The organism is Streptomyces sp. NPDC052023, from assembly GCF_044548465.1.
In the GTDB taxonomy this organism is placed as follows: Bacteria; Actinomycetota; Actinomycetes; order Streptomycetales; family Streptomycetaceae; genus Streptomyces.
The window spans coordinates 62389-85572 of sequence record NZ_JBIUBW010000019.1; the positions used below are offsets into that span (position 1 = coordinate 62389).

General features: G+C 69.0%; 17 protein-coding genes and 1 pseudogene. 8 read left to right on the forward strand and 10 right to left on the reverse strand.

Annotation, left to right across the window (positions count from 1 at the left end; genetic code table 11):
* Window positions 1-39 precede the first annotated feature (39 nt).
* Entirely contained in the window at window positions 40-435 is a 396-nt protein-coding gene (locus ACIHCM_RS29540; protein ID WP_399902283.1) for a RidA family protein, read from the forward strand.
* A 14-nt stretch (window positions 436-449) separates the two neighbouring features.
* Here the strand turns inward: ACIHCM_RS29540 and ACIHCM_RS29545 are convergent, their stop codons facing one another.
* From ACIHCM_RS29545 to ACIHCM_RS29560, 4 genes are all read right to left on the reverse strand, one after another.
* The gene (locus ACIHCM_RS29545) at window positions 450-3245 is read right to left on the reverse strand and encodes a glycosyl hydrolase 2 galactose-binding domain-containing protein (RefSeq protein WP_399902286.1); all 2796 of its coding nucleotides are present in this window, start codon (window positions 3243-3245) and stop codon (window positions 450-452) included.
* Between the two features lie 337 nt (window positions 3246-3582).
* Complete coding sequence (locus ACIHCM_RS29550) at window positions 3583-4983, reverse strand: M24 family metallopeptidase (protein ID WP_399902290.1); 1401 nt, start codon at window positions 4981-4983, stop codon at window positions 3583-3585.
* A 145-nt stretch (window positions 4984-5128) separates the two neighbouring features.
* Window positions 5129-5773 (reverse strand): helix-turn-helix domain-containing protein, encoded by a 645-nt coding sequence (locus ACIHCM_RS29555; RefSeq protein WP_399902293.1) that lies wholly within the window; start codon window positions 5771-5773, stop codon window positions 5129-5131.
* A 127-nt stretch (window positions 5774-5900) separates the two neighbouring features.
* Window positions 5901-6662 carry an FAD synthetase gene (locus ACIHCM_RS29560; RefSeq protein ID WP_399902296.1) on the reverse strand — a complete coding sequence of 254 codons (762 nt, stop codon included), beginning with the start codon at window positions 6660-6662 and terminating at the stop codon, window positions 5901-5903.
* 194 nt (window positions 6663-6856) lie between these two features.
* Here ACIHCM_RS29560 and ACIHCM_RS29565 point away from each other — a divergent pair, with 194 nt between their 5' ends.
* From ACIHCM_RS29565 to ACIHCM_RS29580, 4 genes are all read left to right on the forward strand, one after another.
* Window positions 6857-7666, forward strand: a complete 810-nt coding sequence (locus ACIHCM_RS29565) for an SDR family NAD(P)-dependent oxidoreductase (protein ID WP_399902299.1) — start codon at window positions 6857-6859, stop codon at window positions 7664-7666.
* A 111-nt stretch (window positions 7667-7777) separates the two neighbouring features.
* The gene (locus ACIHCM_RS29570; protein WP_399902302.1) at window positions 7778-9337 is read left to right on the forward strand and encodes a Re/Si-specific NAD(P)(+) transhydrogenase subunit alpha; all 1560 of its coding nucleotides are present in this window, start codon (window positions 7778-7780) and stop codon (window positions 9335-9337) included.
* Window positions 9338-9360: 23 nt separating this feature from the next.
* On the forward strand, window positions 9361-10788 hold the full coding sequence (pntB, locus tag ACIHCM_RS29575; RefSeq protein WP_399902306.1) for a Re/Si-specific NAD(P)(+) transhydrogenase subunit beta: 1428 nt from the start codon (window positions 9361-9363) through the stop codon (window positions 10786-10788).
* Between the two features lie 113 nt (window positions 10789-10901).
* Window positions 10902-11624: an enoyl-CoA hydratase/isomerase family protein gene (locus ACIHCM_RS29580; protein ID WP_399902309.1), complete on the forward strand. Its 723-nt coding sequence runs from the start codon at window positions 10902-10904 to the stop codon at window positions 11622-11624.
* A gap of 216 nt (window positions 11625-11840) precedes the next feature.
* Here the strand turns inward: ACIHCM_RS29580 and ACIHCM_RS29585 are convergent, their stop codons facing one another.
* The 4 genes from ACIHCM_RS29585 to ACIHCM_RS29600 all read right to left on the reverse strand — a co-directional run bounded on the left by ACIHCM_RS29585 (window position 11841) and on the right by ACIHCM_RS29600 (window position 16367).
* On the reverse strand, window positions 11841-13136 hold the full coding sequence (locus tag ACIHCM_RS29585) for an MFS transporter (protein ID WP_399902312.1): 1296 nt from the start codon (window positions 13134-13136) through the stop codon (window positions 11841-11843).
* A 425-nt stretch (window positions 13137-13561) separates the two neighbouring features.
* The gene (locus ACIHCM_RS29590) at window positions 13562-14938 is read right to left on the reverse strand and encodes an NADP-dependent succinic semialdehyde dehydrogenase (protein ID WP_399902315.1); all 1377 of its coding nucleotides are present in this window, start codon (window positions 14936-14938) and stop codon (window positions 13562-13564) included.
* Window positions 14939-15153: 215 nt separating this feature from the next.
* Entirely contained in the window at window positions 15154-15849 is a 696-nt protein-coding gene (locus tag ACIHCM_RS29595; RefSeq protein ID WP_399902318.1) for a GntR family transcriptional regulator, read from the reverse strand.
* Entirely contained in the window at window positions 15846-16367 is a 522-nt protein-coding gene (locus tag ACIHCM_RS29600) for a VOC family protein (RefSeq protein ID WP_399902321.1), read from the reverse strand. Before ACIHCM_RS29600 ends, ACIHCM_RS29595 begins: the two co-directional genes overlap by 4 nt.
* A 130-nt stretch (window positions 16368-16497) precedes the next feature.
* On the opposite strand from ACIHCM_RS29600, the gene ACIHCM_RS29605 reads away from it, so the two are divergent.
* The 3 genes from ACIHCM_RS29605 to ACIHCM_RS29615 all read left to right on the forward strand — a co-directional run bounded on the left by ACIHCM_RS29605 (window position 16498) and on the right by ACIHCM_RS29615 (window position 21019).
* A complete protein-coding gene (locus tag ACIHCM_RS29605) occupies window positions 16498-18687 on the forward strand; it encodes a thiamine pyrophosphate-dependent enzyme (RefSeq protein ID WP_399902324.1) in 2190 nt (729 codons plus the stop codon).
* On the forward strand, window positions 18680-19960 hold the full coding sequence (locus ACIHCM_RS29610; RefSeq protein WP_399902327.1) for a dihydrolipoamide acetyltransferase family protein: 1281 nt from the start codon (window positions 18680-18682) through the stop codon (window positions 19958-19960). The genes ACIHCM_RS29605 and ACIHCM_RS29610 overlap by 8 nt, the downstream gene beginning before the upstream one ends.
* Window positions 19961-20443: 483 nt before the next feature.
* The gene (locus ACIHCM_RS29615) at window positions 20444-21019 is read left to right on the forward strand and encodes a carboxymuconolactone decarboxylase family protein (RefSeq protein ID WP_399902330.1); all 576 of its coding nucleotides are present in this window, start codon (window positions 20444-20446) and stop codon (window positions 21017-21019) included.
* A 79-nt stretch (window positions 21020-21098) separates the two neighbouring features.
* Here the strand turns inward: ACIHCM_RS29615 and ACIHCM_RS29620 are convergent.
* Window positions 21099-21825: pseudogene (locus ACIHCM_RS29620) on the reverse strand (IS5 family transposase); the annotation flags it as partial.
* Window positions 21826-21941: 116 nt separating this feature from the next.
* Window positions 21942-22688 carry an SAM-dependent methyltransferase gene (locus tag ACIHCM_RS29625; protein ID WP_399902333.1) on the reverse strand — a complete coding sequence of 249 codons (747 nt, stop codon included), beginning with the start codon at window positions 22686-22688 and terminating at the stop codon, window positions 21942-21944.
* Window positions 22689-23184 lie beyond the last annotated feature (496 nt).

The window sequence follows — 23184 nt, forward strand, 5'->3', positions numbered from 1 at the left end:
CGTCCGTAGTGCCGATGATGTGAAGGGGGATCAAGAGCTGTGGAGCGAACTGCGGTCAACCCATGGACGTGGTCGACGGAGTTGGGCTACAACCAGGGCGAACTCGTCTCCGGCCAGAGCCGGACGCTGTACTGCGCCGGGCAGACCGCGATGAGCGGCGACGGCAAGCCCGAGCATGCCGGGGACATGGCGGCGCAGTTGACGCTCAGCCTCGGCAACCTGGAGGCCGTTCTCGGAGAGGGCGGCATGTCTCTCGCCGACCTCGTCAGGCTCAACGTCTACACCACCGACGTGGACTTGTTGTTCCAGCACTACGGCGTGCTGGCGTCGCGGTTGGGCGCCGCCGGCGTGGCGCCGGCCACCACGATGCTCGGGGTGACACGACTGGCGATCCCCACCCTGATGGTCGAGCTGGAGGGGACCGCCGTCGCCTGACGCTGCCCGCGCCGTCAGCTGGAGGGGACGGTGACGGCCCGGGCGTTCCATCCGGAGACACGTACGCGTGGGGTGCGGTCCGGATCGACTGTGCGATGGGAGGCCACCAGAGTTGCCGATTCGCCCGGCCACAGGCTGATCTGGTTGTCGCTCCAGCGAATGGGGAGCTTGGGCGTGCTCCCGTCCGCGGAGACCAGGTCGACATCGGCGAGCAGCACAGGGGCTTTGGTGGTGCCCGGGTGGCGAAGGGTCACGGTCGTCGTCGACGAGCCGGCCCTGGTCACCTTCGTCGTGGCTGTGACGTCCAAGGTGACCTGCGGCATCGAGGTGAGTCCGGTCAGATCGGCGTAGGAGGTGGTGGGGGTGTAGTACCAGTCGGTCCTGGCGTAGTCGAGGACGTCGTTGCGGGTGGAGAGCCAGTAGACGTTGCGGCCCAGTTCCCGGCCGGTGGTGTCGGTGAGCGACAGTCGGGCGAGGTACGTCTTCGCCAGGCCGGGGACCGTCGCCGGGAGTTTCAGCGAGGTGGTGGTCACGCCGCGGGCCGCTACGTCGACACCGGTCACGGTGCGGTCGTACTTCTTGGTCCCGTCGGGGTTGAAGAGGGTGACCTGGGCGTTCAACCCTGAGGCGGCGGTGGCCCGGTTGTTGACGATGCTGACCTTGCGGTTGTCGTAGCCGTACTGGATGTGGAGGGGTTCGTTCGCCTTCTTCGCGCCGAAGTAGGCCCCGTTCTGGTCGAGATAGCGGTCGATGAGCTGCCAGTGGAGGGAGGTCCAGCCACTGTTGAGCATCCAGTAGATGACGCCGGTCGCGGGGGCGGTGGTGTCCTTGGCGTTGCGGGAGTACGCCTCGAACTGCGCCCGGACGTTCTCGTACTGCGCCAGCTGCGCCTTGCGCACGTAGTCGCCGAGGTCCTTCGGGCGTCCGTAGCGGCCGGCGAGCGCGGCGTTGTACAGCTTGAGCGTCGAGAACGTGGCCGACGGCGAGCGGTGGAACTGGGGAGCGGAGGGTTGCTTCCAGAGGGTCTCCAGCTCGGCCGGGGTCAGCATCCGCCGCAGGGTGTCGAGGGTGGGGATGCTCGGGCCGGCGCTGGTCTCGGAGTTGAAGCCGGTGGCTCCGCCCTCGCGCTTGTCGTACCAGTAGCCGGGCGGCACCCAGTCGTAGGGGCCGGTCATCCGCATCCCGGAACGGCCGGTGACGGGTGTCGGCTTACCGGAGGCGGAGGGGATGACGGGCACCTTCCAGTCGGCCGCCCGCAGCGCCTTGAGGTATCCCGACTCGATCTTGGCGTTCGGCGCGGCGTCGCTGCCGATCAGGAACGAGATCACGCTGGGGTGGTGGCGCAGCCGGGCCGCCTCGGCGGCCATGGACGCCTGGGCCACGACGTGATCGGCGGCGTCCCACTTCTCCCCGGACTCCGCGGGGTTGACCTCCCCTTCCCACTTGTTGCAGCACTCCCAGCCCGCGATCGTGAGGATCCCGTACCGGTCGGCGAGGTCGAAGAACTCGTCGGGCTCGAGGTGGCCTTCCAGGCGCAGTGTGTTCAGGCCCAGGTCACGGACGTACCGCAGGCGGTCCTCCGCGTAGGTGGGGTCCCAGCGCAGGAACTCGTCGGGGGACCAGCCCGCGCCCTTGATCAGCAGCGGGCGGCCGTTGACGCGGTACTGGCGCGCGCCGTCCGCGTTGATGGGTGCCTGCACGTCGCGGATGCCGAAGGCGGTGTGTGCGGTGTCGGAGGTGACTCCGTCGACCGCCACGGCCAGGTCGAGGTCGTAGAGGGGCTGCCCGCCCATCCCGGCGGGCCACCACACGCGTGGTGAGGGCACATGGAGTCGGGGGTGGTCGGCCGGGGAGAAGACCACGGTCCGGCTCTCCCCCGGCGCCAGCTTCACCTTCCTGCTGAGCTTGGCGGGACCGGCCGTGCCGGACAGGAGCGCGGTGACGGTGCCGGGTGAGTCGTTGCGCAGGCGGGCCTTGACGGTCAGGTCGGCGGAGGCCAGCGACGGCACGGCCAGGTCGGTGACGACATGGGCGTCACGGAGGACCACCGGGCCGGTGCGGCGGACGACGACGTCCCGGACGATGCCCATGTTGCTGTCCGGTGGCGGCTGCAGCCAGTCGAGCCAGCCCACGGTAAGGTGCTTGCGCGGGTCGTTGGGCTGGACGCGGAAGGCGACCGTGTTGGTGCCCGGCTTGATCAGAGCGGTGATGTCCAGCTCGTGTCGGGTGTAGGTGCCCGCGACCTTCTTCGCCGTCGAGACCTGACGGCCGTTGACGAACACGTCGGCGGCGGAGGTCACCCCGCTGAAGTCGAGAGTGGTCCGACCGGTCCGGCTGTCGTCGACCGAGAAGTCGGAGCGGTACCACCACGGGACCGTGAAGTCGGCGGCCGGGATCAGCTTCTGGTTCGTGGAGTGGAACGGGTCGGGGTAGACACCGGCCGCCAGCAAGGCGGCGAGCACGGTGGAGCGGGGGCCGGCCTGGTACCAGCCCTTCGCCGGATAGCCGGGGCTGGACACCTCGGCCGCAGGGTCCTTGACCCGGGCGGTCGACTGGATCATGAACCCTGCCAGCGCCTTGGCGGAGTCGTCGCCGATGGAGACCGCTGCGGCGGCGGGTGCGCCGTACGCCGGCCGGCCGGTGGAGCCGACCGGGGCGAGTGCGGGGGCCAGGAAGACGAGCAGGCCGAGGAGCGAGGCGACGACGGACCGGCCGGCCCAAGCACGGCGCTGTGACGGGCCGCCGGCCGGGACGGACGGGAACGGGTAACCAGGGCGGCACGGCGACACCCGGTCCAGCTGTGGAGGCATGCCGTACAGCATGGTGCCGAAGCTTCGGCAGCCGACGCTCCACATGCCGGGCGTCGCCCGATCGCAGCAACCGGGGAGGGGCGGTGGAGCCATGCCGAGAGCCGCGGCCGTGGCCTGGAAGCCCGTCGCGAACGCCGGTGCCGTCGCCGAGGTGGCGCCGCAGCCCCGGCGCCAGAGTCTCCGGGAATGCGAGCTTCATGGCCGGCCGGACCTGCGCGTCGACGGCGGTGCGAGCATCGGGCGAGACAGTGCCGGAGTCCTCACGTGACCGGCTCCGGCATGTCATGGGCGGCGGCCCACGCCCGAGTGGGCCGACGGGCGTGGACCGGCGTTGCGGTCAGAGAGCCGCCGGGTCGTTGCGGTGGGCGGAACGGGTCCCGGCTGCCGTGTTCAGATGCGACTGGGAGTCACGCTCGGTGGTCAACGGGCCCGACACGGCGAAGTACCGCCGGCCGGCGATGAGCAGCTCCTCCGCGGGGAACTTCGTGATCACCTCGCATCCGTCCGCGGTGACCACGAGTTCCTCCTCGATCCGGGCCGCTCCCCAGCCGTCCTTGGACGGCCAGTAGGTCTCGAGGGCGAACACCATGCCCTCCTCCAGCACCTCGGGGTGTTCGAGGGACACCAGCCGGGAGAACACCGGCTTCTCCCAGATCGACAGGCCGACGCCATGGCCGTACTGAAGCGCGAAGGCCGCCTCTTCGTCCGGGAATCCGAACTCCTGCGCCGTCGGCCACACCGAGACGATGTCGGCGGTCGTGGCGCCGGGGCGGACGAGGCTGATCGCTTCGTCCATGTACTCACGGCACCGTGTGTAGGCGTCGCGTTGGGCGGAGGAGGCACTGCCGACGGCGAACGTCCGGTAGTAGCAGGTGCGGTAGCCGTTGTAGCTGTGCAGGATGTCGAAGAACGCGGGATCCCCGGGCCGCACGATGCGGTCCGAGAAGACGTGCGGGTGGGGTGCGCAGCGCTCCCCGGAGATCGCGTTGACGCCTTCGACGAACTCCGAGCCGAGGTCGTAGAGGGTCTTGGCCACCACACCGACGCACTCGTTCTCCCGCACGCCCGGCCGGAGGAAGTCGTAGAGGTTCTCGTAGGCGGCGTCGACCATCGAGCAGGCGTGGGTGAGCAGCTGGATCTCGTCGGGTGTCTTGATACGCCTGGCTTCCAGGAACACCTGCTGGCCGTCGACGACGGTGATGCCCGCGTTCTGCAGGGCGGCCAGGACGGGGAGTTCGATGACGTCGACGCCGAGCGGCTCGTCCAGGAGGCCGTAGAGTTCGAGTTCGCGCTTGATCTTCTGGGCCACGGTGTCGGCCATGCCGACCAGGGGGTTGATGGCGCCGCGCAGTGTCGAGATGCCGGCGCGGGCGCCGCTCGGGTTGCGGGCGTCGGCTCCGTGGTGGGCTCCGTGCGGATCGCCGTCCGGGTGGGCCCTGGAGTAGTCGAGCCACGGGTTGTACAGCTGGTGGTGCTTGGCGGCCGAACCGAAGTCCCAGACGATCGGCTCGCCTCCCCTGACCAGCAGCGAGAACCGGATCATCTTGTCGATCGCCCAGGTGCCGATGTGGGTCGAGGTCATGTAACGGATGTTGGCGAAGTCGAAGGCCAGGACCGCACCGACGTCGGACTGCTCCAACGACTTGCGCAGGCGGGCCAGCCGCTCGTCACGGAGCCTGCCCATGTCGATGCGGGTCTCCCAGTCGACCGAGTTCGGCCCAAACGTCGGAATCGCCATCACAAGTCCTTTGCCGAGCGGACAGCTACGGATGAATGAGCCCCCTGTGTGCCGCCTGCACTCAGCAGGGCGCGGGAGCAAAACGTTCACCATTACTGAACACCCGTGCGTGGGCGACGTCAACTGCCGATGCGCACGAGCTCCGTTACGAGTCGCTCTCGCGCCGCGTGTCGGCGCAGCGCCAGGCGGGCACCGGGCCCTCCGCACCCGACGCGCCGCCGACGGCGACCACATGCCACAGACCGCTCGCCGGCTCGTCGCTCTCGTTCACGTACAAGTGGGGAACCGCGGAGTCGAAGCTGATGGACGAGCCGGGTTCGAGGCTGTAGGTCTCGAACCCGAGGCGGACGGTCAGGCGACCGGACATCAGGAAGCCGTACTCCCGGCCCTGATGACTCATCAGCCCTCCGTTCGTGGAGGAGCTGCTGCCGGGTGGGTAGGTCACCAGCAGCGCACTGACAAGCGGGTCGGGTCCGGGTGTCAGCCTCTCCCAGGTGACGCCACTGTCCATCACGAGCTCGGCTCGCTCGCCGGGCGTCACGACAGGGGGTGCGGGAGCCGCCAGGGGGCCGGGGCCGTGCTCGATGCCGGGGCCGGCGAGGAGCTGGTCCAGCGAGATCGAGAGTGCGGACACCAGGGAGTAGAGGGTGGCGACCGAGGGCTCGGAGTGCCCGTTCTCGATCTGGGACAACATGCTCGGCGAGATGCCGACGCGGCGGCTCAACTCACGCACACTGAGCTTGGCCTCGGTGCGAGCGGTGCGCAGGCGCGCGCGTGCTTCGGGGTCCATGGGTCCGTCCCCTCCTCGATCCGGCATGAGATCTGCGAGACAGTCGCTGATCGGGGTCGAACGTTACCGAAGTCCGGTGTTCAGTAATACTTAACATACGCTCGGGGGTTGTGCTTGTCAGACAGCCCTAGGAGGCGCGCCTCACGAACGTCACCTCGACAACCGTGCCGGTCAGTGCCGTGCCAGTGACCGCGACCGTCTGGTCCTCGCACACCCGGAGCCCGCAGGGGAGACCGTCGACGGACCCGAGATAACAGCCGGGGGCGGGGCGCGCGAACGCCGGCGAGATCACTATCCGGCCCTGCCCGCCGACGACTGCCGGAAGGGCTAGGGGGGCGCCCAGCAGGTCGGCGGCCGATGCGACGTCACCGTCGGAGATCAGCCGGCGAATCCGCGTCGATGAGATCACCTCACCGGTCAGGCCCCGGGTGACGAGCGGCACGATCCGGGTGCTCAGCTCCGGATACCGGGCGAAGGTGGCTGTCGTCCCGGCGCCCCAGGCACCGAATCGAAAGCCCTCGCCCACACTGACGAACTCCGCTCCGAGGCGGTCGATGACGACGGCTTCGACGAACTCCTCGGCCGGGACGCGCGACCAGGCCTGGTCGAACGGGACGACCGCCACCCGCCGGATCCCCAGGGACGCAAGTTTGCGGAGCTTGTGCCGGTGGTCGCTCAGCAGGCCCGGCGCCCGGCGCGGGGCGAGCACCCGCAGGGGGTGAGGGTCAAATGTGAGTACCGTGTCGCACCCGTCGAGGACCTGACGGTGACCGAGGTGAACACCGTCGAAGGTCCCGATCGCGACTTTGGCGGGCGGGCCGGCTCCGGGGAGCCGGCGCCCGCCCACGCCGCTTCTCCCACGGGGTTCCTCGAGACTCAGGACCTCCATCGCCCATCCCTCCTTCACCCTCTGAGCAGGCCGCGCGCAGGCAGTATGAACCGCGCCCCGTTAGCCGGGGGCAAGGCGCGGGGCGGCCCCGCGGCCCCCCTGTGAACCCCGCGTTAACCACGCTTGCACCGGCCTCGGCGCTTCGGATCCACTCTCGGCAGCAAGCAACGGACCGCTGACTGGAGGAGCCGAGCATGGCTGCAGGGTGGAACTTGGAGGGCCGTACGGCGTTCGTGACCGGTGGTAGTCGAGGCCTGGGCTTCGCCATCGCACAGGCGCTGCTCGAGCGTGGCGCCAAGGTGGCGATCGCGGCCAGGGACGAGGGGGCCGTCAAGGCCGCGGCCGGGCGTCTCACCGCCGGATCGGACGCGCAGGGCGTACTCCCCGTCGTGGCGGACGTCACCGACGCGGACTCCGTCACCAGCGTGCTGGCGGAGGTGCACGCGTGGCAGGGGGGCCTCGACATCGTCGTGAACAACGCAGGGCCGCAGCTCGTGCCCTCCCCGCTGGAGAAGGTCGATGAGAACAGCGTCGCGGCGGCCTTCGACACCAAGCTGCTCGGGTTCCTCCGCGTCTCACGGGCCGCTCTGCCGTTCCTGAGCCGGACCGGCAGCGGCAGCATCGTCAACGTCGTCGGCGCGACCGCGCACGCACTGATTCCCAACACCGGCGCCACGGCCATCGTGAACGCCGGCGCGGTGGCGCTCACGAGCTACCTGGCGGCCGAGGCGGCCCCCAGCAACATCCGGGTCAACGCGATCTCTCCCGGAATGACGAAGACCGAGGGCTGGCTCACCAAGACCGAGGCCATGGGCAAGCAGCAGGGCAAGAGCGCCGAGGAGGTCCGGGCCGGCATGGTTCAGGGACTCGGCATTCGCCTCGGCCGCTGGGCCGAGCCCGCCGAGATCGGCGCCGCGGCGGCGTTCCTGGCGTCCGACGACGCCTCCTACCTGACCGGTCAGGTGCTGCGCGTCGACGGTGGGCTGACGAAGCCCGTCGCCTGATCACAGCCCCCGGGCAGCGCCATCCGAGGTCCGCTCCCCCCTGGATGGCGTTGCCCGGTGTCCACGGACATGCGCCGACGCTCTCCCCCACCGACCCCTGGAGTTCTGGTAATGCTGATCGGAATCGTGAGCGAAGCCCGCCGCGGTGAGACGCGCGTTGCCGCGACTCCCGCCACGGTCACCCAGCTGGTGAAGCTGGGGTACGACGTCGTCGTGGAGCCGGATGCCGGTGCGGCGTCGAGTTTCCCGGACGAGGCGTATACCGGGGCCGGTGCGAGCATCGGTGACCCGCTCGCGGCGGACGTCGTGCTCGGGGTGAACGCCCTGTTGCCCGAGCAGTTGGACGAGCTGAAACCGGGCACCACGGTCATGGGCATCATGAACCCCGCGTCGAACCCCGCCCTGGTGGAGGATCTGACGGCCCGCCCGATCACGGCGCTGGCGATGGACGCGGTGCCGCGTATCTCGCGGGCCCAGTCCCTGGACGTGTTGTCCTCGATGGCGAACATCGCGGGCTACCGCGCCGTCGTGGAGGCCGCTCACGCCTTCGGCCGGTTCTTCACGGGTCAGGTGACGGCCGCGGGCAAGGTGCCGCCGGCCAAGGTCCTGGTGTGCGGCGCGGGAGTGGCTGGTCTGGCCGCGATCGGTGCCGCGGGCAGCCTGGGTGCCATCGTGTACGCCACCGATCCGCGTCCGGAAGTGGCGGATCAGGTCAGGTCGCTGGGCGGCGAGTACCTCTCCGTCGAGGCCGGGGAGCCCGGTGAGGCGGAGGTGTCCGCCACGGGTTACGCCAAGGAGATGTCGACGGACTACAACGCCCGCGCCGCCGAGCTGTACAGGGACCGGATCACCGAGATGGACATCGTGATCACGACGGCACAGATCCCCGGCAGGCCGGCGCCGACACTGATCACCGCCGAGATGGTCGCGTCGATGAGGTCCGGCAGCGTGATCGTCGACATGGCCGCCGCGAGCGGCGGCAACGTCGAGGGCGTGGTCAGCAACGAGGCAGTGGTCACGGCCAACGGCGTGACGATCCTCGGCTACACGGACCTGCCCGGCCGGCTGCCTGCCCAGGCGTCCCAGCTCTACGGCACCAATCTGGTCAACCTCATCAAGCTGATGACCCCGGGCAAGGACGGGCGGCTGGTGCTCGACTTCGACGACGTGGTGCAGCGGTCCATGACCGTGGTGCGCGACGGCGAGTCGACATGGCCGCCGCCACCGGTCCAGGTGTCCGCCGCGCCCGCGGCCGCCACCGCATCCCCACACCCCGAGGCGCGGCAGGCCGGCCACCGGACCACGTCGCCGATGTCGAACCGGCGGCGGTTCACGGTGGCCGGGGCCGGCGCCACGCTGCTGTTCCTGCTCGCGGCCCTGTCCCCGCCGGCACTGCTGGGACACCTGACGGTGTTCGCGCTGGCGATCGTGATCGGCTACTACGTCATCGGACACGTGCACCACGCACTGCACACGCCGCTGATGAGCGTGACCAACGCGATCTCAGGAATCATCGTGGTCGGCGCCCTGCTGCAGATCGGGCACGCCGGGACCCCGAACGGCGTGGTGGTCACCGTGCTGTCGACGGTCGCGATCCTGCTGGCCTCGGTCAACATCTTCGGTGGCTTCGCGGTGACCCGGCGGATGCTCTCCATGTTCTCGAGAAACTGAAGGGCCCTGTCGTGTCCGATCTGATGACTGTCGAGACAGCCGCTGCGGCCGCTTACATCGTCGCGGCCCTGCTCTTCATCCTGGCGCTCGCCGGACTCTCCCACCACGAGACCGCCAAGGCCGGCCAGTCCTTCGGCATCGGGGGCATGGCGGTGGCCATGGCCGCGACGATCGCGCTGGCGCTCCACCAGCACATCTCCGGAACCGGTCTGGCACTGATGATCGGCGCCATGGCGGTCGGTGCCGCCCTGGGGCTGTGGCGGGCTCGCGTGGTGGAGATGACGCAGATCCCCGAACTGATCGCCTTGCTGCACTCCTTCGTCGGTCTGGCCGCGGTGCTGGTCGGCTGGAACGGCTACCTGCACGTCGAGGCCACCCTGGGCGGCCCCGTCAGTGCCGAGGCCAAGGTGCTGGAGAGTCAGCAGCTGCTCGGGATCCATTCCGCCGAGGTGTTCATCGGCGTCTTCATCGGCGCGGTCACCTTCACCGGTTCGATCGTGGCGTTCCTCAAGCTCTCGGCCCGGATCAAGTCGTCCCCGCTGATGCTGCCCGGCAAGAACCACCTCAACCTCGGCGCCCTGGCCGCCTTCGCGGTGCTGACCACCTGGTTCGTGATCGATCCGGCGCTGTGGTCGCTGATCGCGGTCACGCTCCTCGCGCTGGCCCTGGGCTGGCACCTCGTCGCCTCGATCGGCGGTGGCGACATGCCGGTCGTGGTCTCGATGCTGAACTCCTACTCCGGCTGGGCCGCCGCGGCGTCTGGATTCCTGCTGGAGAACGACCTGCTGATCATCACGGGCGCCCTGGTCGGCTCCTCGGGTGCCTACCTTTCCTCCGTCATGTGCAAGGCGATGAACCGGTCCTTCCTCTCCGTGATCGCCGGCGGGTTCGGCATCGAGGCCCGCCCGGCCGACGACAAGGACTACGGCGAGCACCGCGAGATCACGGCCGAGGGGGTCGCCGAGCTCCTCGGGACGGCCGACTCGGTGATCATCACCCCCGGCTACGGCATGGCCGTGGCTCAGGCCCAGTACGGCGTCGCCGAACTGACCCGCAGACTCAGGGAACGCGACGTCGACGTCCGCTTCGGCATCCACCCGGTCGCGGGCCGGCTGCCCGGCCACATGAACGTCCTGCTCGCCGAGGCCAAGGTCCCCTACGACATCGTGCTGGAGATGGACGAGATCAACGACGACTTCGACGCGACCGCCGTCGTCCTCGTCCTCGGCGCCAACGACACCGTCAATCCCGCCGCCGCCGAGGACCCGGCCTCACCCATCGCCGGCATGCCCGTCCTGCAGGTCTGGAACGCGAAGAACGTCATCGTCTTCAAACGCTCCATGGCCTCCGGATACGCCGGCGTCCAGAACCCGCTCTTCTACCGCGAGAACTCCGCCATGCTCTTCGGCGACGCCAAGGACCGCGTCGAGGAAATCCTCCGGGTCCTCTGATACCCGGGCGGCCAGGACGCAGCGGCAACACCTCGCAACGCACCCGGGCTGACATGTCAGCCCGGGTGCACCGTCGCCGGCAGGAACAGACCGCAACCAAGTGGGAGGACTGGATGATGACCAGCGTGGAGGGCGTCTGGGACGGCGCCGTGGAGCAGGAAGTGGTCGGTGCCGTCAGCGTGTTGACCATTCGCAACGGCGAGCGGAACCTGCTGAACCCAGGCATCCTCACCGACATCCGCTCCCTGCTGCAGGAGTGTGACGACGACCCCGACATCCGCGCGGTCCTGCTCACCGGCGCGGGTGAGGCCTTCTGCGGCGGCCTGGACATCGCTCCCATCAAGGCGGGTGCGGACCCCGCACTGTTCGGCAAGGCGTTGCTGGAGACCCTCCGGATCTTCCCTCGTCTGGGTGTGCCGGTCGCGGCCGCCGTCAACGGCGACGCGCTCGCCGGGGGCGCCTCGTTCGTGGCGGCCTGCGACTTCGCCGTCGCGGTGGACAGTGCGCGAATCGGCACGATGGAGGTCAGCGCCGGGATGTGGCCGATGATCGCGCAAGTGCCCCTCATCCACCGGCTCGGACCGCGCCTGGCGATGGAGAACATAGGTTCCGGCGAGCCGTTCACCGCGGAGAGGGCCCGCGAGGTCGGCCTCGTGCAGGCCGTGGTCGAGCCCGGCCGAGCCCCTGCGGTCGCCAAGGAGTGGCTCGACAAGGCCCTGAGGGCGGCTGGCGCGGGTGCCCCCGGCCGTCGTTCTCTCTACGAGTTCGCGTCCATGTCGTACGACGAGGCGTTCGACGCCTCGCTGCCACGCTTCATCAAGCTCTTCGAGCACTGAGCCCTTCGGAGTGGTCCCCCGGTGACCGGCGCTGATCCACGCGGCGGGCCACCTGGTCCCACCCGAGGGACGACCCTCGCGCGCCGAGCGCGCCCGGCGGTCCGATTGACCCGGCGGCCCGGGCTCGCTGCTTGTGGTGGGCCGGCGCGTGCGTCGGCGACGCGGACGTCTGTGCGACATCCCGCTCGTGGGATGTCGCACAGACGGCCACCGCAGCTACGCGATCTGCCGGCCCCGGGTTTCCGGAAGCGCCAGTACGCCGATGATCACCAGCACGTACCCCACGGCCCCGATTCCCATGGCTGCCTTCAGTCCGAAGACCGAGGAGAGCACGCCGACGAGGGCAGGGAAGAACGCGGCAACTCCCCGGCCGAAGTTGTGGGCGACGCCGACGCCGACTCCGCGCACCCGGCTCGGGAACAGCTCGCTGAAGAACACGCCCGAACCGGCCAGCAACCCGCACGCAGCCATCCCCAGCGGCACACCCAGCACCAGCAGCAGGCCGTTGGCTCCCTCCGGTATCCAGGTGTAGGCGACCACACACACCACTCCGCTGACCGCGAAGAGGATGTACGTCTTGCGGCGGCCGATCCAGTCGTGCAGGAACCCGCCACTGGCGTAGCCGAGGAAGCAACCGACAATGATGACGGACAGGTAGCCGCTCGTGCCGACGATCGTCAGACCGCGCTCCTTGCTCAGGTAGGACGGCAGCCAGGTGAAGATGGCGAAGTATCCGCCCTGCGCCCCGATCCCCACCAGCAGCGTCAGCAGCGTGGTGCGCCGCAGGTCACGGCGGAACAGCGCGGCGAGTCCGCTCCACATCGACGCGGAGGTCTCCTCCTTGGCCCGGCGGCGGTTCTCCTTCGAGGCGTCCGAGTCCTTCACGTTGCGCCGTATGAAGAGCAGCGCGAAGGCGGGCAGGATGCCGAGGATGAAGAGGTAACGCCAGGCGTCGGGGCCCGCGTGGCTGAAGATGACGGAGTAGGCGATGACGGCCAGGGCCCAGCCGACGGCGTAGGAGCTGGCGACGAAGCCCATGATCCGGCCGCGGTGGCGGGCGGGGGCGATCTCGGCTATCAGGACCGCGCCGGCCGCGAACTCACCACCGAACCCGAGGCCCTGCAGCCCCTTGAACAGCAGCATCTGACCGTAGTTCTGGGACAGTCCGGACAGTGCCGTGAAGACCGCGAAGGTCGCGATGGTGATCATCAGCACTCGCACCCGCCCCACCCGGTCCGCGAGCAGGCCGGCCAGGGCCCCGCCCACCGCCGAGGCCAGGACGGTCACCGTCACGATCATGCCCGCCTCGGTGGAGGTCAGCGCGAACGCCGCGGCGATGGATCCGAGAGCCAGCGGAAGGGTCATGAAGTCAAAGGCGTCCAGGCCCCATCCGGCGGACCCGGCCCAGAACGCGGGCCGGTGCTCGCGCGCCATGGAGCGGTACCACCGCGGAAAGGCCGGTTCCGGAGACGCGGTGGTCGTCGGCACGGCCGAAGGTGGTGCTTCAGTCATGAGGTTCTCCTGAGGTTCGTTCTCGAACCGGCATGGGTCACACGTGAGTTCTGTGGTGATCGGAGGACGAGCCGGGGGTCATGCGGCGTCGGGCCCCTTGGGGCTGCGCGCTGTGGAGAGGGGCCGCCGCCCGGGGGCATGCCGAGGCCATCGTCGGCACGTACGGTCCGGGGATGCGGGGCGGCCTCGGCTGCTGCACGCGGTCCTTCGCGGGACCCGGTCAGCAGGGTCGGCGGCGAGCACCGAGGAGGCCACCGTCGCCGTGAGCATCTCCCCGGCGACGCGGCTCGTCACATCTCGGGGGGGGGCCGGCTCGGCGGGCGGCGCGGGGAGTTTCAGGCCTATGGCGTGGTAACCGGGCGCGAGGAGCCGGCCGGCAGCGGCCGAGCCCCTCGCACCGGGTCAGAGGAAGCCGACGGCTGTCGTCAGCTCTTCCAGACCGTCTTGAGGTTGCAGAACTCCCGGATGCCTTCCGCGGCCAGTTCGCGGCCGATACCGGAGTCCTTGATGCCGCCGAAGGGCAGATGGGGGTAGGAGACGGTCATTCCGTTGACGAAGACGGCACCGGCCGCGAGACGGCTGATCAGGAACCGCTCCTCGTCAGGGTCGTTGGTCCATACCGACGAGCTCAGGCCGAAGGTCGTGTCGTTGGCGAGCTGCACGGCCTGCTCGACGTCCTCGACCCGGTGCACCACCGCCAGCGGACCGAAGGCCTCCTCCCGGTACACCCGCATCTCGGTGGTGACCTCCTCCAGCACGGCCGGCTCGAAGAACCATCCCTGAGTTCCGACCGCCGACCCACCGCACCGCAGGACGGCACCCTTCGCGACGGCGTCGCTCACCAGGTCGACGAGTTCGCGCCGGCCTGACTCCGTGGCGATCGGCCCGATGTCGGTCTTCTCGTCGAGCGGGTCGCCGACGGTCAGCGCCTTCGTACCCGCGACGAAGGCCTCGACGAACTCCTCGTACACATCGGTGTGGACGATGAACCGCTTGGCCGCGACGCAGGACTGCCCGTTGTTGATCGTGCGGGCGGTCACGGCGGTGCGGGCGGCCGCGCGCACGTCGGCGGAGGGCAGCACGATGAAGGGGTCGGAACCACCCAGCTCCAGCACGACCTTCTTGACCTCGGAGCCGGCGACAGCGGCGACGGATCGTCCGGCCGGCTCCGAACCGGTCAGCGTGGCGGCGGCGACGCGCCGGTCGCGGAGCACTGCCTCGACGTCGGCCGCTCCGATGAGGAGCGTCTGGAACGACCCGAGGGGGAAGCCCGCCCGTTCGAAGAGCTTGTCGAGGTAGATCGCGGACTGCGGCACGTTCGAGGCATGCTTGAGCAGGCCGACGTTGCCGGCCATCAGCGCAGGCGCGGCGAAGCGGATCACCTGCCACAAGGGGAAGTTCCACGGCATCACGGCCAGAACGACGCCGAGCGGCTCGTAGGTGGTGTAAGCAGCCGACGCGTTGACCGTGCCCGGGTCGGCGAGTGGCTGGTCGGCCAGCATGCTTTCGGTGTTGTCGGCGTAGAACCGCATCGCGTACGCGCACTTGAGAACCTCGGCGCGGGCCTGCGCGATCGGTTTGCCCATCTCGATCGTGAGCATGCGCGCGGTCCGGTCGGCCTCGGCCTCGACCAGGTCCGCGGCTGCCCGCATCCATCGGGCGCGGGTGTCGAAGTCGGTTGCGCGGAGCGTCGCGACCGCGGCTTCCGCTCGCGCCAGGCACTGGTCGATCTGGTCCTTCGTGAGGGCGGCGAACTCTTCGACGAGTTCACCGGTTGCGGGGTTCACGGTGGCGATGGGCACGGCGCTCTCCTCTCGACACGGATGCTCAGTAAGCAGGAATTGGATCCATCGTAGGGGCCCATACGGGGGTGCGCCAGGTTGCGGGCGAGGCAATCACCCGTCCTTCAGTACAAGTTGGATACAAATCGAGCGCGGGCATCATCTGGGAGCCACGTCGGACGCGCACGGCGGAGCAGCCGTGGACGCCACACGGCTGTCACGCGCACCGGCCGCGGTCAGGTGCCCTCGGTGTCGCCTTCGACGAAAAGCTCGGGATGGGCCGTGAGTTCGACCCTGGTGCGACGGATGTGCCCCACGAGGTACCGCTCGCAGTCCTCGGGATCGCCCCGCCGCACGGCGTCGAGGATCAGCCGGTGTTCGGCGTTGACGATCGTCGCCCTGTCCGGGTCCGCCAGCACCATGAACGCGCGGCGATAGTGCTGGGTGCAGTTCCACAGCCGCTCCGTCATGGCCAGCAGATGGCCGCTGGGGCACGCCGAATAGGTCGTCATGTGGAAGTCACGGTCCAGCACAAGGAACCGGTTGACGTCGCTCTGGCCCTCGATCTCCTCCTGGATGCGCTCCAGACGGGCGAGGTGGTCATCGGTGAGATGCGAGAGGCTCTCCGTCAGGGTCAGCGGTTCGAGCCGCTCGCGCATCCGGTAGTACGTGTGCACGTCCTCGAGGCTGAGCACAGGAACCCGCGCGCCGCGGTTCGGGAACGACTCGGTGAGGCCCTCGGACTCCAGGATGCGCAGCGCTTCACGGACCGGGATGCGACTCGCGCCGAGCCGCGCCGCGAGTTCGTCCTGGCGCAGCCAGGTGCCGGGGGTCAGATCGCCGGCGAGGATCTCGTCGCGGAGGATGCCGGCGATGCGCCGGCTCCTCACGCTGTCCGACCCGCGCGGCTCCCGGACGTGCGCAGGGCTCAAGTGCGGTCACCTCTGAACTGGGACGGGTCGCGGTCGTAGGCCTTGCCGCCAGGATAGGACACGAGCTCGAACTGCATTCCCCACGGCGAGACGAAGTAGACCCACCGCTGTCCCTCGGAGGGCCCGGCGCTGACGGTCGGCTCCCCGAGCACGGGAACACCTCTGTCCCGCAGGAACGACACGGCCTCGTCCAGGTCGTCGACGTACAGCGCGACATGGTGCCCGCCGACGTCACTGTTGCGCGGGACCACCGTCCGCTGCTCGTCGGCCTGGTACTCGAAGACCTCGAACACGGCCTGCTCTCCGCACCGGTAGAAGCGCAGCTGCCGCATGACGGTGCGCGCGTCCACGTTCAGATGCTCCGGCATCCAGTCGTCCGCCTCGTCCGCCGAGCCGAAGGGGCCGAGCGAGTACATGTACTCACAGCCCAGGACGTCCACGAGCCACCGGTGCGCCTGGTTCAGGTCCGGCACCGTGAATCCGATGTGATCGAGGCGCTTGAGGCCGGGTAGAGCCATGGTTCCTCCTTTGGATCCAACATCGCAGACATGATGGCCCCAGATCCCCAATCAGTCGAGCAAAGTCTTGTGATTGGATCCAACAATGTGGCAAGGTCGATGCACTCCGGTCGACTGAAGGGGGCTCCCGTTGCCTGCGGAAAACACACTCGAAGCGAAGGCCGCGTGGTCGGAGTTCGTCGTGAACCAGGACGACTGGGACGCCGCGGATCCGGACCTGCTGAAGGGCATGTTCAGCCAGTTGGTGCTGATCAGGACCTTCGAGGAGTACGTGCTGGAACTGGCCGCGGACGGACTCATCCACGGCCCCGCGCACTCCAGCATCGGCCAGGAGGGCGGCGCGGTCGGCGCCTGCTTCACCTTGGCCTCCGACGACACCGTCAACGGCTCACATCGTGGCCATCACCAGTTCCTCGCCAAGGTGCTCGCGCATCTGTATCCGAAGGGCCTTGACCCGACGAAGCCGTTCCCCGAGGACGTCCGGGCCGTGCTGCTGCGCACGCTGCGCGAGATCTGCGGTCTCGACCAGGGCTTCAGCCACGGTCGGGGCGGCAGCATGCACCTGCAGTGGCACGAGGCCGGCGCCATCGGTACCAACGCGATCGTCGGCGGCGGGGTACCGCTCGCGGCCGGATCCGCGTGGGCCCACAAGCAGTCCGGCACCGACGCGGTGGCCTTCACGTTCTTCGGTGACGGCGCGACCAACATCGGATCCACATTGGAGACGCTCAACCTCGCGGCGGCATGGTCGCTGCCCATCTGCTTCTTCGTCGAGAACAACCTGTACGCCGTCTCCACCCACATAGCCGAAGTCACCGCCGAGCCGAGGCTGTCCGGCCGTGGCCCGGGATTCGGCATCCGGAGCTGGAAGGTCGACGGCATGGATCCGCTGGCCGTCCACCTCGTGACGCAGCAGGCCCTCGCGCACATGCGCGCCGGGAACGGACCCACGCTGATCGAAGCCGATGTGTACCGCTACTTCCACCAGAACGGCCCCTTCGCCGGTTCGGCGTTCCGGTACCGCACCAAGGACGAGGAAGCCCGGTGGCGTGCCCGCGACCCGATCGACACCATGGTGAGACATCTGGTACGCCGCAGGATCGTCACCAAGAAGGCGGCCGCGGAGACGATCGAGCGCGCCAAGGCACTCATGACCGGGCTCGGCGACGAGATCCTGCAGCCGCGCCCGGGCGGCAAGCCGGGTGAGCGGCGCATCGTGCCCTCGGAGTGGCCGGACCCCGCGTTCGTCGACGAAGGCGTCCGGGGCGACCTGTCGGAGCTGGCAGGCATCGAGTTCACCGACACCGAGGACTTCGCCGGCGATCTCACCGACGTGAAGTTCATCGGTGCCGTCGCCGGGGTGATGGGACGCCACCTGGAGACCGATCCTCGCGTCGTGGTGATGGGCGAGGACGTCCACCGGCTCAACGGCGGCACCAACGGCGCCACCCGGGGCCTGAGTGAGGCGTTCCCCGACCGCGTGCTCGGGACGCCGATCTCGGAGAACGCGTTCGCCGGCCTCGGGGGCGGCATCGCGCTGGACGGCCGGTTCCGCCCGGTCGTCGAGTTCATGTACGCCGACTTCATGTGGGTCGCGGCCGACCAGCTGTTCAACCAGATCGGCAAGGCCAGGCACATGTTCGGCGGCGAAGGAAAGGTGCCGTTCGTCCTGCGGAGCAAGGTCGCGACCGGTACCGGCTACGGATCGCAGCACTCGATGGATCCGGCCGGCATCTTCGCGACGGCCGCCGGCTGGCGCATCGTGGCACCGTCCACGCCGTTCGACTACGTCGGCCTGATGAACACGGCGCTGGCGTGCGACGACCCGGTGGTGGTCCTCGAACACGTGGATCTGTACAACTCGACGGGTCCCGGACTGCCGAACGACTACGACCACCACCTGCCGGTCGGCAAGGCCGCCGTGCGCCGTGACGGCGGGGCCCTGACCATCCTCACCTACCTGGCCATGACGCCGGCCGTGCTGGAGGCGGTCGAACAGACGGGAGTGGACGCCGAAGTCATCGACCTGCGCTGGCTGGACCGGGCAAGTCTGGACTGGGACACCATCACCCGCTCGGTGCGGAAGACCAACAACGTACTCATCGCCGAACAGGGAGCCCTCGGCACCTCTTACGGCGGCTGGCTCGCCGACGAGATCCAGCGACGGCTCTTCGACTGGCTCGACTCCCCGATCGAGCGCGTGACCGGCGGCGAGGCGTCACCGAGCATCAGCAAGGTGCTGGAGCGGGCCGCGTACGCCTCGACGGAGGAAGTCGTCGCCAAGCTCCGTGAGATCGCGCGGGAGCAGAACAATGGCTGAGATTCTGCGTATGCCCGAGGTCGCCGCCAACACCGCGGAGGCGATCCTGGAGTCCTGGAACGCGGGTGTGAACTCCCCGTACGGGAAGGGCGATCGGATCTTCACGGTGGAGACCGAAAAGGCCGTGGTCGAGGTCGAGGCCGAGAGTGACGGCGTCCTGCTGCGCCTCCTTGTGGATCCCGGCGCCACGGTGGCGGTAGGCACACCGATCGCGATCTGGGGGCAGCCCGGTGAGTCGCCCTCCGAGGTGGACGCCCTGGTGGCGTCGCTCGGCACCGCAGACGCGCCGGAGAAGGCTTCCGCGGCCCCACCTGCGGCCCCGGAGAATCCGGCGGCGCCTGCGGGCCCGGCCGCCGCGGCGCCCGCCGACGCGGCACCGGACGGGAACGAGCGCGTCTTCGCCAGCCCGCTGGCGCGACGACTCGCGCGCGAGTCCGGCGTCGATCTGCACGTGGTGGTGGGGACCGGCCCGCACGGCCGCATCCGGCGGTCCGACATCGAAGCGGCCCTGGCGAAGCCTGCTCAGCAGGAGAAGACGCCGACGACCGACGTGCCGGCGGAGGTCCGGAGCACCGGCACTCCGGCAGCCGGTCGACGGTTCAAGGACGTACCCAATACGCGCATGCGGTCGGCCATCGCCCGCCGGCTGACGCAGAGCAAGCAGAACACGCCGCACTTCTATCTGCGCGCCGGCGCACGCGTCGATGCGCTGCTCGAGCTGCGTCAGCAGATCAACGCCGGCGACGGCCTGAAGGTGTCCGTCAACGACCTGCTCGTCAAGGCCGTCGCGTCCGCCCACGTGCTCGTGCCCGCGATGAACGTGCAGTGGAACGACACCTCCATCCGGCACTTCGCGGACGTCGACATCTCCGTGGCCGTCGCGACCGACGGCGGACTGGTGACCCCGGTGGTCCGCGGCGTCGACGCCCTGTCGATGAACGGGGTCGCCGCGGCGACGAAGGATCTCATCGCCCGTGCCAAGGAGCGCCGGCTCCGGCAGGACGAACTGGAGGGCGGCACGATCACGCTCACGAACCTCGGCATGTACGGCACCGAGGACTTCGCGGCGATCATCAATCCCCCGCAGGCCGCGATCCTGGCCGTCGGCGCGGTGCGGCAGGAGGCGGTCGTCGAGGACGGCGCGGTCGACATCGCGTCCGTTCTGCGCCTGACGCTCGCGGTCGATCACCGCTCGGTGGACGGCGCCGTTGCGGCCGAGTGGATGAAGGCGTTCGTGGGCGCGCTGGAGCACCCTCTCCGGATCCTGCTGTGAGTGCCCGCTCACCGGTGTGCACCGGACGCTGTCCGCCACCGTGTGGCGCCGGTGCAGACGTGCCGTCGTACGACGCCGAGGGGTACGAGAAGCTGCAGCGCCCCACCGGGAACCGGCCGTCACCCACGCACAAGGGTGTGGCCTGGAGCGTGGCGCTGCGTGGTGCCGTCCGAGGCAGGTCGCTCGCGCAGTCCACCACGGCGGCCTTGCTGGTCGGGTCCACCCTCTTCATGGTCAATCTGTACTCGCAGGTCCGGGACGGCCCGTTCACGTGGGTGCTGGCGACGCGCATCGCCCTGACCTTCCTCGTGCCGTGGTTCAACGCCACGATGGGGATCGCGATCGGCTTGCGGAAACCTGGCGATGCACCGCGTTGCCCGACCGAGCCCGCGGATACGGCCACTCCCCCGGACTCCGCCCCACTCCCACCCCGAGCCGGCCGCTTGCCGGCAGGCCCCGTCGAAAGGTAATCGCATGTCACTGGTGCCGATACTCACATCCGACCAGTTCTTCCCTGCCGACCAACCCGCTCTCACCCAGGGCGTGAACACCTACGGCGAAGTACTGAACACCTGGGCGGCCATCGGGAACAGTCCCGGCCTGCTCGCCACCTACCTGCCCTTCCTCGGAAAGCTCAACGGCCCCGGCGCGTTGGCGGGGCGCCTGAAGGACCTGGTCGCCGTACGTGTCGCCGTGCTCAACCACTGTCGCTACACAGCGAGTCACCGCTGCACGTCCGCGCTGGCCAAGGGGGTGGAGGTCGACGAGCTCGGGGCCGTTGCGAGCGGCAAGCTCGAAGGCTTCACCGAGCAGGAACAGCTGGCACTCCAGCTGGCTGAGGAGATGACGCTCTCCCTTCCCACGGTCCCCGTGGCGAAGGGCGTCACCGGCGTCTCGGGGAGCGTGCTGCACGATGTGCAGCGGGTGTTCGACGCGGCTCAGCTGGTCGAGCTGGTCATGTGCATCAGCATGTGGAATGCGTTGTCGCGCTTCCACCGTGTCATGGCTTTCGAGCTGGACATGCCGGAGCCGCCCGCACCGGTGGAAGCCCAGCTCTGACAGCGCGCACGACAGTGTGAGGCCGGCCAGGCAGAAGCCTGGCCGGCCTCACACTGTTGGAGACGCCTCACTGATCGTTTCAGAGTGAGGTGCGGAGGCGGCGGAGGCCTATGAGGGTGCAGGCCAGTTCGAGCAGACCCTGGTGGAGGTCAGAGCGTCGTTCGTAGCGGGTGCGGAGCCGTTTGAACTGGTGCAGCCAGGCAAAGGCTCGTTCGACGACCCAGCGCACCTTGCCCAGTCCGGAGCCGTGGGCGACGCCGCGTCGGGCGATCAAGGGTTTGATGCCGCGCTTCCTCAGCAAGCGGCGGTACTTGTCGAAGTCGTAGCCCCGGTCGGCGTACATGCGCCGGGGTTTGCGGCGGGGGCGTCCTCGCAGTCCCCGGATCGACGGCACGGCATCGAGCAGGGGCATGAGCTGGGTGACGTCATGACGGTTGCCGCCGGTGAGCGTGACGGCAAGCGGGGTTCCGTGACGGTCGACGATCAGGTGGTGCTGGGAGCCGCGGCGGGCACGGCCAACGGGTGAGGGCACAAGGAGGTCCCCCCTTTGAGGGCCCGGATGTGAGAACCGTCCACGGAGCAGTCGTCCAAGTCCAGCAAACCCGCGCGGCGCAGCTCGGGAGCAGGGGGGCGTGAAGGCGTGGCCAGATGCCGGCCTCGGTCCAGTCCCGCAGCCGGCGCCAGGCCGAGACTCCGGAGCAGCCCACGGTCCTGGCGGGGACGTCACGCCAGGCAACGCCGGTCCGCAGGACGTACAAGATGCCGGCAAAAGCTGCCCGGTCCGGAACACGACACCGTCCAGGATGCCAGCTCAGTACGCACCGGGACACCCTGCCGACCACGATCGACGAGCGCAAGACCAGTGTGGCTCCACGAGGGTGAGCCCCGGCAGGTGGTGCCGGGGCTCACACGAATTGGCTTGTCAGCGGCCCATCAGGACGAAAACGCCCCACCCGAGGTATTCACGCTGGTACCTGACGTGCTGGACGGGTGCCGCGGTCAGTTCCTCGCGCATCCCGTCGGCGAGCTCGTCATCGGGATTGGCGTCGAGCCAGCGCCGGATGTTGAGCCACTGAGCCGCGACGTACCTGTCCCAGCTGTCCTGATCGGCGAGGACCATCTCGACGACGTCGCAGCCCAGGTCCCCGAATTGCTTGAGCAGTTCCGGCAGGGTGAGCAGGTCGTCCTTGCGGGCCATGTGGCAGCCCTCGACGACCGTCTGGTCCTCCGGTTCGCGGCGCCAGTACGGCTCGCCGATCAGCATCATGCCTCCAGGAGCGAGGCTGCGCCGCAGGAGTTCGACGGTGCCGGCGACGCCGGAGCCGATCCAGGTCGCGCCGATGCAGGCGGCGATTCCGACGGGCTCGTCGGCGACGTGGCCCGAGGCATCCGCGTGCACGAAGTCGACCCGGTCGGCAACGCCCAGCTCCGCAGCCCGCTCACGGGCGGCGTCGAGGAAGACGGTGCTGATGTCGACCCCTGTGCCGGAGACACCGTGGTCCCGGGCCCAGGTGCACAGCATCTCGCCCTTGCCGGAGGCGAGGTCGAGCATGCGCGTGCCTGGCGCAGGGCTGATGGCCTGGCCCAGGAGCGCCAGTTTGTCGCTGGTGAACGGGTTGCAGATGCGGTGGCTGCTCTCGCGGATGGTGAAGCTACGCGGCAGATCCATGACAGGGGTTCCTTCGGTTCGTGGAGGTCACAACGGTGGGGCTGAGCGGCCGACGGGAGCTGACCGCGAGAACCTGAACCGTCATCAAATACACCTCTTCGAACGTATGAAGGCTGGGACCGATCGAGGCTACGGCCACCGTGATCACCGTGTCCAACACAATTGCGCCCTGCTGGCGGGCGCCTCATGGACGCGGGTCGCTGGCCTGGCACGGCCTGTGTCACGAACGGCGCATCCCGCAAGCCCTGGACAAGCTCGGCTGACAACCCCGGCAGGAACACAGGTGCCTTCTCGAACCTCATTCTGAAACGATCAGTAACGCATTCGCTAACGGCGTCTCTCATCGGGTTAACACCCCACTAACACCTCATAGCTAGACTTCAACGAAATCAGCGACCGAACGAGTTCCCTCGTCGGACGAGATCGGATCCGTCGCTTTGAATTGTACAGCTCGAATTGCCGGCCGATTGTGGCGCGAATTTTCCAGCCTCTGACG

What these genes read in the sequence shown, in the direction of transcription:
- ACIHCM_RS29600 (WP_399902321.1), bottom strand. Translation starts at nt 16,367, where the DNA reads ATGGCTCTACCCGGCCTCAAGCGCCTCGATCACATCGGATTCACGGTG.
- pntB (WP_399902306.1), top strand. Translation starts at nt 9,361, where the DNA reads ATGACTGTCGAGACAGCCGCTGCGGCCGCTTACATCGTCGCGGCCCTG.
- ACIHCM_RS29560 (WP_399902296.1), bottom strand. Translation starts at nt 6,662, where the DNA reads ATGGAGGTCCTGAGTCTCGAGGAACCCCGTGGGAGAAGCGGCGTGGGC.
- ACIHCM_RS29585 (WP_399902312.1), bottom strand. Translation starts at nt 13,136, where the DNA reads ATGACTGAAGCACCACCTTCGGCCGTGCCGACGACCACCGCGTCTCCG.
- ACIHCM_RS29550 (WP_399902290.1), bottom strand. Translation starts at nt 4,983, where the DNA reads ATGGCGATTCCGACGTTTGGGCCGAACTCGGTCGACTGGGAGACCCGC.
- ACIHCM_RS29625 (WP_399902333.1), bottom strand. Translation starts at nt 22,688, where the DNA reads ATGGATCTGCCGCGTAGCTTCACCATCCGCGAGAGCAGCCACCGCATC.
- ACIHCM_RS29555 (WP_399902293.1), bottom strand. Translation starts at nt 5,773, where the DNA reads ATGGACCCCGAAGCACGCGCGCGCCTGCGCACCGCTCGCACCGAGGCC.
- ACIHCM_RS29580 (WP_399902309.1), top strand. Translation starts at nt 10,902, where the DNA reads ATGATGACCAGCGTGGAGGGCGTCTGGGACGGCGCCGTGGAGCAGGAA.
- ACIHCM_RS29570 (WP_399902302.1), top strand. Translation starts at nt 7,778, where the DNA reads ATGCTGATCGGAATCGTGAGCGAAGCCCGCCGCGGTGAGACGCGCGTT.
- ACIHCM_RS29565 (WP_399902299.1), top strand. Translation starts at nt 6,857, where the DNA reads ATGGCTGCAGGGTGGAACTTGGAGGGCCGTACGGCGTTCGTGACCGGT.
- ACIHCM_RS29545 (WP_399902286.1), bottom strand. Translation starts at nt 3,245, where the DNA reads ATGCCTCCACAGCTGGACCGGGTGTCGCCGTGCCGCCCTGGTTACCCG.
- ACIHCM_RS29610 (WP_399902327.1), top strand. Translation starts at nt 18,680, where the DNA reads ATGGCTGAGATTCTGCGTATGCCCGAGGTCGCCGCCAACACCGCGGAG.